Raw genomic sequence first — 12,807 nt, forward strand, 5'->3', positions numbered from 1 at the left:
GAAATCGTCAACGACTCAGAACTTCCACGAAACGCTGCCCACAATGCTGCGTTCTGCACCGAAGTAGCAGTAAGAGAGCGAGTTACACGCCGCCACGTAGCTCTTGTCCGTCAGGTTATTGACGTTCAGCTGCGCGCTTACGCCCGTCAGGCCCACCTTCGACAGGTCATAGCCTACCACGATATCCACCAGCGTGTACGACGGTAGCGTATGGGTATTCTGGCGATCGCTGGTGATGCCGTTTACGTAGCGCACGCCGGAGCCAACGGTCAGGCCGTCCAGCGGGCCGGTTTTGACGTCGTAGCTCAGCCAGCCGCTGGCCATGTTACGCGGGGCATAGACGGCGCGCTTGCCCTCTTCCTCCGGGCTGCTCTTCTTGTAGCGAATGTCCGTATAGGTGTACGCCGCCTGCAGGCGCAGGCTGTCGGTCAGCTGACCAATCGCCTCCAGCTCTACGCCTTCGGACTCGATTTCACCGATGGAACGGTACGGATCGGTCGGTTCCTCTTTGGTGGCGATGTTCTTCTGGTTAATGCGGAACACCGAGGCGCTGAACTGGCTGTTCATCCCCTCCGGCTCATACTTCACGCCCGCTTCCCACTGTTTGCCCTTCATCGGGTCCAGAATATTGCCCTTCTCGTCGGCAAAGCTGGTCGGCGTAAAGGCGGTAGAGTAGCTCACGTACGGCGCGACGCCGTTATCAAACAGATACAACAGTGCCGCGCGGCTGCTGAAGTTGTTCTTATCCAGATCGCTGCGGGTGTGGTTGAAGTTGTCGACGTTAGACACGCTCACCTGGTCGTAACGCCCGCCCAGCGTCAGGCGCCAGCGGTCAATGGACATCTGGTCCTGCAGGTAGTAGCCGGTCTGGCGCAGCTTGTGTTTTTCCTTGCTGTACTGGGTGATGTAGTCCGGCTTCGCGCCGTACACCGGGTGGAAGGCGTCTATCGGCGGGAAGCCGCCGTAGTAGCCCTTCACATTGTTGCTGCGATCCTGATAGTCCATGCCGATCAGCACGCGGTGGTTTACTATCCCGGTGTCGAAGCTGCCGTCGACCTGGTTATCCAGGGTGATGGCGTTCATCTTCTCGTCAGAGCCGGAATAGCCGCGGTTGAGTTCAGTTTCATTCAGCCAGCCCGCGGCATACACCTGGTTCAGCTCCACTTTGGTGTGCAGGTAGCGAAGCTTCTGGCGCACCGACCAGCCGCTGTCGAACATATGCTCGACGTTATAGCCCACCATGTTTTCGCGACGATCGTATTTGTCGTAATCATCCTCCCCTTCATAGAAGGTATTGGAGATTTTCTTACCGTAGTGCGGATTTACCGTGCCGTCGTACGGCAGGCCGGAGTGGCTACCGCCTTCCGGATCGCGGTGCAGATAGGCCATCAGCTCCAGGCGGGTGTTATCGGTGATGCGCCAGGTCAGGCTCGGCATCAGGGCGTAACGCTCTTCCTTCAGCGGATCGAACTGTGAATCAGCGTAACGGGTCATCCCGCTCAGGCGCACCGCCACGCGGTCGTTATCATCCACCGGCCCGGTGACGTCGAACATCGCCCCGCGCTGGTTATTGTTCCCGGCGAAAAGCTTGATCTCCCCGCCCGGATCGAACGACGGCTTGCGGGAGGTGAGCGCCACAATCCCGCCAGGCGACGAGCGCCCGTAGAGCACGGAGGCCGGGCCGCGCACCACCTCAATGTTGTCGAGGAACCACGGATCGACCACCAGCGAACTGTGGGAGTTGGTGTCGCCCATCATCTTCAGGCCGTCGAGGTAAACGTTATCCAGGCTACCGTCGGAGAAGCCGCGCAGAACGATATAGTCGAAGCGGTTAGAGGCACCAATCTGGTTGCTATACACGCCCGGCGTGTAGCTCACGGCCTGACGCACGCTGGTTGCGCCCTGCTCTTCGAACTGCTCGCGGGTGACGATAGAAACGGACTGCGGGGTTTCGATATCCGGCGTTTCAAGCTTGGTGGCGGCAGACTGCATCTGCGACGTGACCACCACGGTATCTGTTTTCTGCGCATCCTGCGCCATCAAAGGAAAAGCGACGCTACCGGTAACCCATCCCACCAGCAGTGCCAGACGCGATTTAGCAAACATGATCCTCTCCAAAGGCATTTCTAATTGTTAATAAGAATTATTACCTTTTTGATGCAGCAAACGGCTATGCGCGCCGCCAGGATATGTATGCGCAATGCCAAACCGCACGAATCACGTTCGCGCGGCGACAGAAATTACGTTAGCGGGTTTTACGTACGTCGCCGGGTGAAAGACCGTAATGACGACGAAAGGCGGTGGCGAAGTTCGTGGCGTGCTGATACCCGCTCATCCACGCGGCCTGCTGTACGCTGTGGCCTTCCAGCAGGTAGCGGCGCGCCAGCGCAAGGCGACAGTCGCGAAGGTAATCAAACAGCGTGCAGCCGTAGCGCTGGCGGAATTTGCTGCGCAGGCTGCTCTGACTCATTGCCGCCACGGCTGCAAGCTGCGCCAGCGTGTGATCCTGCTCCGGCGACTGCTCCAGCATACAGCGCACGCGCTCCAGGCGCGCATGTTCAGGCCGCGTTGGCCCGTTTTGCTGGAGATGGTCCAGGCCATGCCCCAGAAGCTGGTACATCAGCCCTTCCAGCAGCAGCTTGCGGGAAAGCGGGCTTAATCCCTGCCGTTGCGCGTGCTGAATTCCCGACAGGACGCATCCCGGCACCTGCCAGACGGACGCAGGAGGGTTCAGGGTCGCCCACTCCTGAAGCAGCGATTCCAGCAGGCTTTCACGCCGGGCATCGTTCGGGTAAACGCCGAACGAGAGCGTTTTCAGGGTGCTGTCGGCGTCATGACGGGCGTTCATCACCTGCTCCTCGCTCAGACGCGAGCTGAACGCCATGCCGGAGCGCACCGCGTACTCGCTGCCGTTGAGCATTAACGTCACGCATCCTTCGAGCACCACCAGCATATAGAGCGGGCTGTTATGGCGAGAGGTGGTTTCATAGGGCTGCAAAACGCGAACGTCTGAGTGGGTGAGCGAAATGCCGGAAGAGAGCATCATCTCCTCCACATCGCCGTGCAGCACCGGGCTGCCGATGGCCTGGGCATCCACAAGCTGCGGGAAGCGGTAGTCGATACCGTAGCGCTCGCCAAAGCCAATGAAGTCTTCGACGCAAAAGAGGCGTCGGGTGGACGTATTTCGGTGTGCAGACTGGGTCATAGTGGCATGTGCGTGGGCGGATAAGTGAGAAAGATTACCATTACGGTGGGGCAAAGGCTATGCCAGCGCGAAAGATTGCGGGGAAGAGGGGGCTGCACCGCTGTGAGTAAATAAGCGAAGCGTTATTTATCCATGCAGTAATAAAATAACAAGCTCCAGCCTGTGCCGGAGCCGTATATTATTTCAGGATGCAGTAAAGAACTATGCTTCCTGCCACTCAGCAAAAACCTCTTTATGGTTTTTGGTCAGGATGACTTTATTATCATCCACTTTGTCGACCCAGCCGAGCGGAATATAGTGGTGTTTACCACCTGATTCCGGATCGCTTTTAGCAAGCTTGATACGTTCACCATCCAGATGATCCACAACACCGACGTGCGTTCCGCAGCTGGCTACAACCTGAGTGTGATCCTTAATTGCGCTTTTATCTACCATAATCATTCTCCTGTTTCGGTTATTTGGCTGTTGCACGGAATTAACTGTAGCGCATAAATTCCGGTTTCAGGCGCTTATTATCATTTTGAAACATCATTGACAGGATTGCATATTAAGTCTATATAGCGCAGAGGCGAAAAAATAAGAATTAGATGAATTATTATCGACGGATTATTTATCTTTCATAATTAAACTATCGCAACCAACGAGGAGGTATTTATGACGATTCGCAATAATCGGACAGAAATTTCGCTGGCTCTTGGTGAGGCGGTTTTAGACATCGTGCAAAAGGGCCATGAGGTATCGCGAGAAAACCTGGCGCAGGCCATGAAAATCAAGGCGGAGAAAGAGCGCGACGATGAGCGGCTCCTGAACTACTGGAAGGCCTGTAATATGCTGGTTTGAATGAAGCGGCGTTTGGCCAGGCTAAACGCCGCCACCTGTTACTCGTCGAAGAACCAGTATCCCTGGTTAATCAGTCCGGTCAGCTCTTCAACAAAGGCCGGATTCTCCAGCGCCTCGCCCAGCTCTGCCTGGCCCAGCTCGGTGTAACGGCACAGCGCATCCGCCGCGTTTGCATCTACGGTTTCCAACTGCTCGCTGTTGATGAAGAAGCTGCCGTTGACGTTCAGCACGCGCAGGCCGCTCAGGCGCGACAGCGTCTCACCGCCCTGCAGCGCATCCAGCACCTCTTCCGGCGCGTACGGCGGCTCGGCGGCAGCGATGTCCAGCTCGTGGCGCGGGGTTGAAACAAAGCTGCCAAACCATTTAGTGAAATCATCCGGCCGGCCGATCATGTCGATCATCATCTGGCGAATACGATCCAGCTCGTACTGTTCCACGCGGCCAGGATGCTCGCGGCAGGTCAGATCCGGATCGCTGTAGTGCTCGCCGCCCAGATCGTTTTCCAGCGCGTAATCGGCGAAGCTGCTGATCAGGTCGCGGCCGTTCGGCCCGCGGAAGCCCACGGAGTAGTTCAGCGCGGTTTCATGGGTAAAGCCGTCGTGCGGGAATCCAGGCGGAATGTAGAGGATATCGCCCGGGGCAAGATCTTCGTCGATGATGGGCTCAAACGGATCGACGTGCAGCAGCGCCGGATGCGGGCAGAACTGACGCATCGGCAGCTTATCGCCCACGCGCCAGCGGCGGCTCCCCATCCCCTGAATGATAAACACGTCGTACTGATCGATATGCGGACCCACGCCGCCGCCGGGCACGGAGAAGGAGATCATCAAGTCGTCGAGACGCCAGTCCGGCAGGACGCGGAACGGACGCACCAGCTCAGCCGCGGGCATATGCCAGTGGTTTACCGCCTGCGCCAGCAGCGACCAGCCGGTTTCACCCAAATTGTCGAAATGCTCAAACGGACCATTGCTGGCCTGCCATTTTCCGTTGGAGTGGCTCACCAGACGGCTATCGACTTCCGGCTCCATCGCCAGCCCTGCCAGCTCGTCCGGGGTAATAGGATCGACAAAATTCGGAAAGGCATTTTTCAGCACTACGGGTTTTTTTTGCCAGTATTTCTCAAGAAATTCCGGCCAGTTCAGGTTCAGTTGATACGCCATGGTAAGCACCAGTGAGAGGGTAAACAGGCGCGATTATAGGCAAGAAAGCAGAGGGGGAACTTGTCATGGGTCAAACCAGCACGCGTAGGTCGGGCAAGGCGAAGCCGCCACCCGACACGTACACGCCGCTAAAACTTAATCCAGCTTCAGCTCGTCATAGTGGGTAATCAGCTTGCCCACGATGCCGTAGTCCAGCGCTTCTGCCGGAGACATCCAGAAGTTGCGATCGGTATCTTTTTTCACTTTTTCCAGCGGCTGGCCGGTGGCGTCAGCGATCAGCTTGTTCACGCGATCCAGCATGCGGATGATCTCGCGCGCTTCGATTTCGATATCCGTCGCCTGACCGCGCACGCCGCCCAGCGGCTGGTGGATCATAAAGCGGGTGTTCGGCAGGGAGTAACGGTGCTCTTTTTTCGCCGCCAGGAAGATGGTGATCCCGGCGCTTGCCACCCAGCCGGTGCCGATAACGTGCACTTCCGGACGAATAAATTTGATGAAGTCGTGGATGGTATCGCCCGCTTCCACGTGGCCGCCCTGGCTGTTGATGTACAGCTTGATCGGATCGTTGCTGACGCTCTGCAGCAGGATCATCTGGGTGATGACCTTCTGGGCCAGCTCCTGGTTGATCTCACCGGAGATCACAATCGAACGCGATTCCAGCAGTTTTTGCTGCAGAGCGCCCGCGCCGGTTGTCCCTTCCGCTTTATCCTTGTCGCTTTCTTTCAGTGTGTAGTGCATTGTTATTTCCTCAGCTTGTCGCGCTCAAAACCAGAGTGTAGCCTGTTTTACCGGTGAAAGTCCTCACGGACACATAACGAGGGAACTTATGAAAATTGCACACGTCGCGCTCTGGACCCGCAGGCTGGACGCTCAGGTTGCGTTCTGGACAACCGTTTTTGGCGGGCAGAGTAACGAACGCTACGTCAGTAAAAATCGGCCGGGATTTGCATCGCACTTTATTACGCTTGAGGGCGGGCCGACCATTGAACTGATGACGGTTCCGGATCTGCCCGACGCGCCCGCGCATCCGGAGTTTGTGGGCTGGGCGCATATCGCCATTGATGTTGGCAGCAGGGCCAGGGTAGACAGCATGGCGGAGCAGGCGCGCGCAGGCGACACGCTGCTCAGCGCCCCGCGCATGACCGGCGATGGCTTTTATGAAGCGGTGATTGCCGATCCGGACGGCAACCGGGTTGAGCTTGTCGGTGCATAAAAACAGCGTTTCGTTACTAACCAATCCGCCACATATTCATTACACTTTAATATCATTTTCATATTGGTAAATGATAATGATAACTAATGTGTTAGTATGAATGCGCAGTGCAAACAGTCCCTTACGGTTATAAGGGGCTGCTTTTCCTCTCGATTTTTTACCGATCACACACCGGGGCGTGAATGGAACACATTGTTTATGTGGTTGATGACGATGACGCTGTCAGGCACTCCGTAATCGGTCTGCTGGAGTCTTCAGACCTGCACGCCATCGGGTTTTCATCGGCAGAAACGTTCCTTCAGCACCGCTTCGAAGATCTGCCCTCCTGCGTGATCCTCGATATGCAGATGCCCGCCATCAGCGGCTTTGATGTGGCAGATGCCCTGAAGGCCAGCGGGCGAGAGATACCCATTATCTTTCTTACCGGCCACGGCACTATCCCGATGTCCGTTCGGGCGATTAAGGGCGGTGCCTACGAATTCCTCACCAAACCCGTTGAATCCAGTGCCTTAATTGATTCCATTGAATCAGCGCTGAAGCTGGCGCAAAACAACGCAGCTCAGTTTAAGGAGCATTACGCCCTGAAGCAGCGCCATATGTCTCTTACCCCGCGCGAGCATGAAGTGCTCCAGCTGGCGATTAGCGGCCTGTTAAACAAGCAGATCGCCGCCGAGCTGGGCGTGAGCGAAATTACGGTTAAGGTGCATCGCCGCCGCGTGATGGACAAAATGCAGGTGCGCTCCGTGGCCGAGCTGGTCAGGGCCGTTGAGCGCCTGACCAAAAGCCAGCCGGTGGATTAACCTCAGCTTTCCTGCTCGGCCAGCGGCAACGCGAAGGCAAAGACGGTGCCGTAAGGATCGCCGCGGCGCGCGGACAGCCTGCCCCGGTGGCGTTCGATAATGCTGGCGCTGATGGTCAGCCCCATCCCCATGCCCTGCGCTTTGGTCGAGTAGAACGAATCAAAAATGCGCTCGGTAAGCTCAGGCTCAATGCCGCTGCCGGTGTCCGCAATCTCGAAAATCACTTTATTATCAACGCAGTTAGCGGTGGATATCGTGATGCAGCATGGACGATCCGTCACCTCCGCCATCGCCTCCACCGCGTTCATCACCAGGTTGAGCAGCACCTGCTGGATCTGCACGCTGTCGCCGGTGATAAAGCTGTTCCGGGCATGCAACAGATAATCAACGCTTATATGTCGCTGCTCCAGCTCGCTGCGCGAGAGGGTGATGATGTGATGGATCAGGTAATGCAGATCGATGCGCGTAAAGGTCGGATCCTGCTTGCGCGTCAGAGACTGAATGCTGCGAATAATCTCTCCCGCCCGCTCGCCTTCCGCGGCGATCTCCTCCAGGCCTTCGCGCACCTTATCCAGCCGGGCAGGCTCCCGGTTGAGCCAGCGCAGGCTTGCCCCGGCGTTAGAGACAATCGACATCAGCGGCTGGTTGATCTCGTGGGCGATGGATGAGGTGAGCTGGCCAACGGTAGTCGCCCTGGACACCCGGGCCAGATCCGCCTGCGCCACCCGCATGGCATCCTCCGCCGCCCGCTGGCTGGTGATGTCGGTGATGATCCCGTAATACTCGTTCACCTCGCTGCCGACGCCGACCGGATCGCCGATCCCCAGAATGTAGCGCACGGAGCCGTCGGTGCGGGTAATGCGGAACTCCGCCCGCATGGATAGCCCGTCGCGCACGCTCTGGTTGACGAGAGCGCTGATACGGGCGTAATCGTCCTGATGCACAAAGGTCAAAAATTCCGCCATGGAGATCATCTTTTGCTGTTCAGGCAGGCCGAGAATGCGGGCGTACTCTTCGGACATAAACATCAGATCCTGCACCAGCTCCCAGCGCCAGCTGCCGGTGTGGCTGATCTGCTCGCCCAGCATCAGCGAGGTCTGGCTGGCGCGCAGCTCTTTCTCCACGCGCCTGCGCTGGATGTTCTCCGCCAGCAGTTCCGCATACAGGCGCGCCGTCTCCAGCGAAACCGCAGCCTGCGCGCCCAGCAGGCTCACCACCCGCGAGTCCTCGGCGGTAAAAACCTCCGGCATCAGGCGGTTTTCCAGATACAGCACGCCCACCAGCCGCGCCTGCTTGAACATCGGGACGCACATCACGGCGGCGCCGGACGTCACCAGATAGGGGTCCTGGCTGAACGGATGAAACTCCTCCGGCTTGCCGGTGCGGATCTCCTGCCCGGTGCGGATCACCGCCGCCAGCACGGACAGCGGCATGTCGGTAGCCATCGGCGCGTCTTTGAGGATACGCACCCGCACGCCTTCGGCGCTGGTCCAGGCGCTGGCCTCGATCTCCGGAATAAGGTTGTCGTTGACGCGCAGCAGCAGGCCGCGCTGCGCCCCGGCGCGTTCGAGCAGGAGCGTCATCAGGTTTTCAATCAGGCGTTCCAGGTTAATTTCTTCCGACAGCGCACGCGACGCTTTGATCACGCTCTGCAGGTCGCGGATCACCTCGTTCTGGGCATAGGCCACCGTGTCGTAGGCGCTGGCCTGCCCGGCGGCCAGAAGGTGCGGGAAATCCTGCTCCAGCTGGCGCACTTTGGCCTGCGCGCCCGCGCGGCCCCAGGCGGCAATCGACCCGCGAAAATGGGCGTCCGAGGCGGTCGGGTAGCCGCAGGCCAGCGAGAAGCGCCCCGCCAGCTCGTGCGCCAGGGCGTTGATGGGATTAAACCCGCCCTCGCGCGACAGCCGCACCGCCTTTTCATACTGCTCCAGCGCGATGCTGTTCATGCCGTCCAGACGAACGATTTCGGCGTAAATCAGTGCCTCTTTATCGGCGAACGTGCCCGGATTAACGCGCGCCCAGAGGGCAATTTTATCGTAGTGGAAATGGATGCTGCGGCGGTAATCCGCCGAGAAGGTTTCCGGCGTCAGCTGCCGCGAGAGCGCCAGCGCGCTGTAGAGATGGTAATCCAGCAGGTGAATATGGCCCGGCGCGGACCACGCGTACCAGCCCGCCATCTCCAGATCCGCCTGCGCGTCCGCATACTCGCCGCAGGTAAAGTGCGCCATCCCGCGATAGAGCCAGTACCAGAACAGCATGGTCGAGGTCTGCTCGGGCGCCTGCTCCGGCGGCGCGGGCAGCAGATCCTCCGGCAGCGCCTGCGCGGCGCTCCAGGTGCCGATCGCAGGGGTGCGCAAAAACTCCACGTAGCGCCGCTGGATCTGCAGGACGGTTTCAATGTCCTGGAAGTGCGTTTTGCGCACGAAGGCCAGCCCGCGCTCGATGCTGGTCAGCACGCCGTCCAGGTGATCGCCCCGGGAGAGGAAGTTGATGATCTGATGGCAGGCGGCAAAGCAGGCCATCGTCATGTCGCCGTGGGTCACCGCCGAGGTGAAACAGGCTTTCGCGCACTCAATGGTGTACGACAGCGGCTGGGTCCAGACGCTCAGCTGGTCAAGCGGCAGCAGCGTTTTGGCTTCATAGGCACCGTAGCCGTGACGGTTCACCAGCTCGCGGGCCAGCGTGCCGTACTCAAACCCCAGACGGTACTCGCCGTAACGGTGACCAATCAGCACGCCAAACCAGGCCATAGCGGTAGTGGACGCGCCCGTAATGCCGCGATCGAGCGTCAGGTGCATCATCCGGCAAAGCAGCAGGAAGTGCAGGCGCGGGCAGGTAAAGCTGGCAAAAATGCTGGCGCTGTAGAGCAGATTCATCACCGCTTCGGTCTCAGCGCTCTCCATGACCGTCAACCGGGCGAACGGGTTCTGCGCCGCATCGCCCGTGCGGGTGCAGAACTGCTGCCAGGCCTCGTCGCACTCGGCGTTTTCCGGATAGCGGCTGATCTGGATGCCAAACACGCCCAGCCAGCAGAGCGCCGCTTCCAGCGCCAGCCGGATATCCGACTGGCGCATATAGACCTCCGCCAGCAGGTTGGCCGCCAGCGCTTTTTCCGTCAGCCCGCCCGGCGAGCCGAGAATGGCGTCGCACAGCTCGCGCGTGCGCTCAAGATGGCCCAGCGCGAACTCGCACCCCGCCTCTTCGATATCGAGAATAAAATCAGACACCGCGCCGGCATTGCCCAGCGCTCTGGCGGTCTGGATATAGCCGAGCGCCGACGCGTAGTCCCCGGTGCGCCTGGCGCGTCGCGCGGCGAGCAGGCTCAGCTCGCGGAACATCTGGCGCTGAGGCGCAGGCTGGATGCAGTCCAGCGCGGCGGTAACGTGGTGCACGGCGCGGAACAGCAGCTCGTTGCCCGCCGCCTGACGCGCGGCATCGGCCAGCAGGCGGGCGGTGGTCAGGTGCAGATGGCTCTTTTCAGCCGGGTCCAGCAGCGCAAAGGCCGCTTCCTGCACCCTGTCGTGGGTGAAAGCGTACTCTTTTTCCGTCAGCACAATCAGCTGCGCGATCACCGCCGGGTGCAGCGCATAGCGGATTTCCGCCACCGACACGCCCACCACGCGGCACATCATCTCCAGCTCCCCCGTGCAGCCCAGGCAGGCGATGCTGCCCAGCAGGCGACGCGTCTCTTCGGGCATCTCCTTGAGCTGCTCAAGCACCAGGGTGACCACGTTCTCGGTGTAGTGCCGGGCGCGGATGGCCTGCAGATCGTACTGCCATTTGTCCTGGTATTTGCTATGCACCACCAGCCCGTCGTCGACGATGCGGCGGAAAAACTCATTCACAAACAGCGGGTTGCCGCCGGTCTTTTCATGGATAAGGGTAGCAAGATCGGCGGTGCTGGCGCTGCGGACATGGAAGATGCTGCCCAGCCAGCGCGCCACGGCCTTCACCGTAAGCGGCTGCGGGATAATGGTGGTCGCGTTCTGCGCCGACTCCGGCAGGCTCGCCAGCTGCTTTTGCAGGAAAGCGTCAGAGAGCGAGCCGATATCCCGGTGGGCCACCACCACCAGCAGCGGGATCGCGCCGCAGGTGACCAGCAGGTGTTTTAGCGTTTGCAGGCTGGCGGCATCAATCCACTGAATATCATCCAGCAGGAGCACCAGCGGCGCGCCCTGGGTGGCAAAGGTTCTGACCAGCGCCAGCATCATGTGGCTAAAGCGCGCCCGCGCGTCGATGGAAAACGTATCCGCAGAGAGGCGCGGCTTGCTCTCCACGAGTAAATTCAGCTCCGGCACCAGGCTGACGGCCAGCTCCTCGTAGCCCTCAAGGGCGCGGGTCAGGCGGATTTTCCACTTCGTCACCTCCTCCGCCGGCAGGCCAAGCAGGTGCAGCGTCAGGGAACGAAACGCCGAGCTCAGCACGCCGTAGGGCAAGGAGGATGAAAACTGATCGACCTTCCCCACCGCCAGCAGCACCTTGCGCTGCTGAAGCGCCTTTAGCGCGGTGGCGATGACGGAGGATTTGCCGATCCCCGAGGGGCCGCCAATGATGACCAGCTCCGGCACGCCGTTCTGCCCGACGCGTTCGAACGCGGCAAGGGCTTCATTGGCCTGCGGATGGGCGGCAAACAGCGCATCCGCCAGATGAATGGCCGGGGAACGGTCCTGCTGGCCGGGAATAAAGCGGGCAATCTCGCCTTCGGCGGTCAGCGTCGCCTGGCAGCGCCGGAGATCGGCAATCAGGCCATCGACCGTCTGATAACGGTTCTCCGGGCTCTTCTCCAGCAGCTTGAGGATTATCGTCGAAAGCATTTCCGGCACGTCCGGGCGCACCTGCCCCGGGGCAAGCGGCTCGGAGGCAATGTGATAGTGCGCCCAGTGGGTCTGGTCGTCTGCGCTCCGTTCAAACGGCAGACGCCCGGTGAGAAGCTCGTACAGCACCATACCGAGGCTATAGAGATCGCTGCGGCCATCCACGGCGCGCCGGGTGCGGGTGGTGTGTTCCGGCGACATATAGGCAGGCGTCCCGCCCGCGACCGCAAGCCGGGTCAGGGAGAAGGCCTCGGAGGTGCTGCTGGAGAGGCCAAAGCTGCCCAGGCGGCAGGTGGCGTCGTGATGCACAAAAATATTGCCGGGCTTGATGTCGCCGTGAATGAGGTTCTGCAGGTGCATCTGGCGCAGGGGAACGCAGATGCGGATTGCCAGCTCGATAAAGCGAGAGATGCCGGAGATCGCCTTGCCCGCCCGGCGCGCCAGCAGCTCAAAGGCGAACGGGGTATAGACCAGCGCGAAGCGTCCGCGGTACTGGGTTGAGGCCACGGCCCGAATCGCCCAGCCGTCGTGAAGCCGATCGCGCAGGGCAAACTCGTTTTTCAGCAGCCGGGTGGCCCGCTCCTCTTCTTCATCGCTGACCGCGGTGGCAATAATAAACGAACCGCCGGACTGGGGATGCCGCCCGTTCATCCAGGCGATGCCGCCCTCCTGCGCCAGCACGGTAAAAATCACATCCTCTTTCAGTACAAAGGCCCGCCCGTCGTGAAGATCCCCACGGGCAGGCCAAAATGCAGGCGACGCTTGTTCGTTCATC

The 12,807-nt window shown here is 59.9% G+C and carries 9 protein-coding genes; 3 read left to right on the forward strand and 6 right to left on the reverse strand.

What is annotated here, in order from left to right; genetic code table 11:
* Nucleotides 1-15: 15 nt before the first annotated feature.
* From foxA to E0L20_RS11625, 3 genes are all read right to left on the reverse strand, one after another.
* Nucleotides 16-2,124: a ferrioxamine B receptor FoxA gene (foxA, locus tag E0L20_RS11615; RefSeq protein WP_131634096.1), complete on the reverse strand. Its 2,109-nt coding sequence runs from the start codon at nucleotides 2,122-2,124 to the stop codon at nucleotides 16-18.
* Nucleotides 2,125-2,245: 121 nt separating this feature from the next.
* A complete protein-coding gene (locus E0L20_RS11620) occupies nucleotides 2,246-3,205 on the reverse strand; it encodes a helix-turn-helix transcriptional regulator (protein WP_131634097.1) in 960 nt (319 codons plus the stop codon).
* Between the two features lie 201 nt (nucleotides 3,206-3,406).
* Entirely contained in the window at nucleotides 3,407-3,640 is a 234-nt protein-coding gene (locus E0L20_RS11625; RefSeq protein WP_131634098.1) for a DUF2171 domain-containing protein, read from the reverse strand.
* Between the two features lie 219 nt (nucleotides 3,641-3,859).
* Between E0L20_RS11625 and E0L20_RS11630 the strand changes: the two genes are divergently transcribed.
* Nucleotides 3,860-4,045 (forward strand): hypothetical protein, encoded by a 186-nt coding sequence (locus tag E0L20_RS11630; protein WP_010427252.1) that lies wholly within the window; start codon nucleotides 3,860-3,862, stop codon nucleotides 4,043-4,045.
* A 38-nt stretch (nucleotides 4,046-4,083) separates the two neighbouring features.
* On the opposite strand, the gene E0L20_RS11635 is transcribed toward E0L20_RS11630, so the two are convergent.
* Nucleotides 4,084-5,205, reverse strand: coding sequence for a ribosomal protein uL16 3-hydroxylase (locus E0L20_RS11635; RefSeq protein ID WP_131634099.1), 1,122 nt, complete (start codon nucleotides 5,203-5,205; stop codon nucleotides 4,084-4,086).
* Between the two features lie 135 nt (nucleotides 5,206-5,340).
* The gene (locus tag E0L20_RS11640; protein WP_131634100.1) at nucleotides 5,341-5,943 is read right to left on the reverse strand and encodes an ATP-dependent Clp protease proteolytic subunit; all 603 of its coding nucleotides are present in this window, start codon (nucleotides 5,941-5,943) and stop codon (nucleotides 5,341-5,343) included.
* Between the two features lie 88 nt (nucleotides 5,944-6,031).
* On the opposite strand from E0L20_RS11640, the gene E0L20_RS11645 reads away from it, so the two are divergent.
* A complete protein-coding gene (locus tag E0L20_RS11645) occupies nucleotides 6,032-6,418 on the forward strand; it encodes a VOC family protein (RefSeq protein ID WP_131634101.1) in 387 nt (128 codons plus the stop codon).
* Between the two features lie 182 nt (nucleotides 6,419-6,600).
* The gene (locus E0L20_RS11650; RefSeq protein ID WP_131634102.1) at nucleotides 6,601-7,218 is read left to right on the forward strand and encodes a response regulator transcription factor; all 618 of its coding nucleotides are present in this window, start codon (nucleotides 6,601-6,603) and stop codon (nucleotides 7,216-7,218) included.
* Nucleotides 7,219-7,220: 2 nt separating this feature from the next.
* On the opposite strand, the gene E0L20_RS11655 is transcribed toward E0L20_RS11650, so the two are convergent.
* A complete protein-coding gene (locus tag E0L20_RS11655; RefSeq protein ID WP_131634103.1) occupies nucleotides 7,221-12,806 on the reverse strand; it encodes a trifunctional serine/threonine-protein kinase/ATP-binding protein/sensor histidine kinase in 5,586 nt (1,861 codons plus the stop codon).
* Between the last annotated feature and the right edge of the window lies 1 nt (nucleotide 12,807).

This window comes from Enterobacter wuhouensis, assembly GCF_004331265.1.
Classification (GTDB): domain Bacteria; phylum Pseudomonadota; class Gammaproteobacteria; order Enterobacterales; family Enterobacteriaceae; genus Enterobacter; species Enterobacter wuhouensis.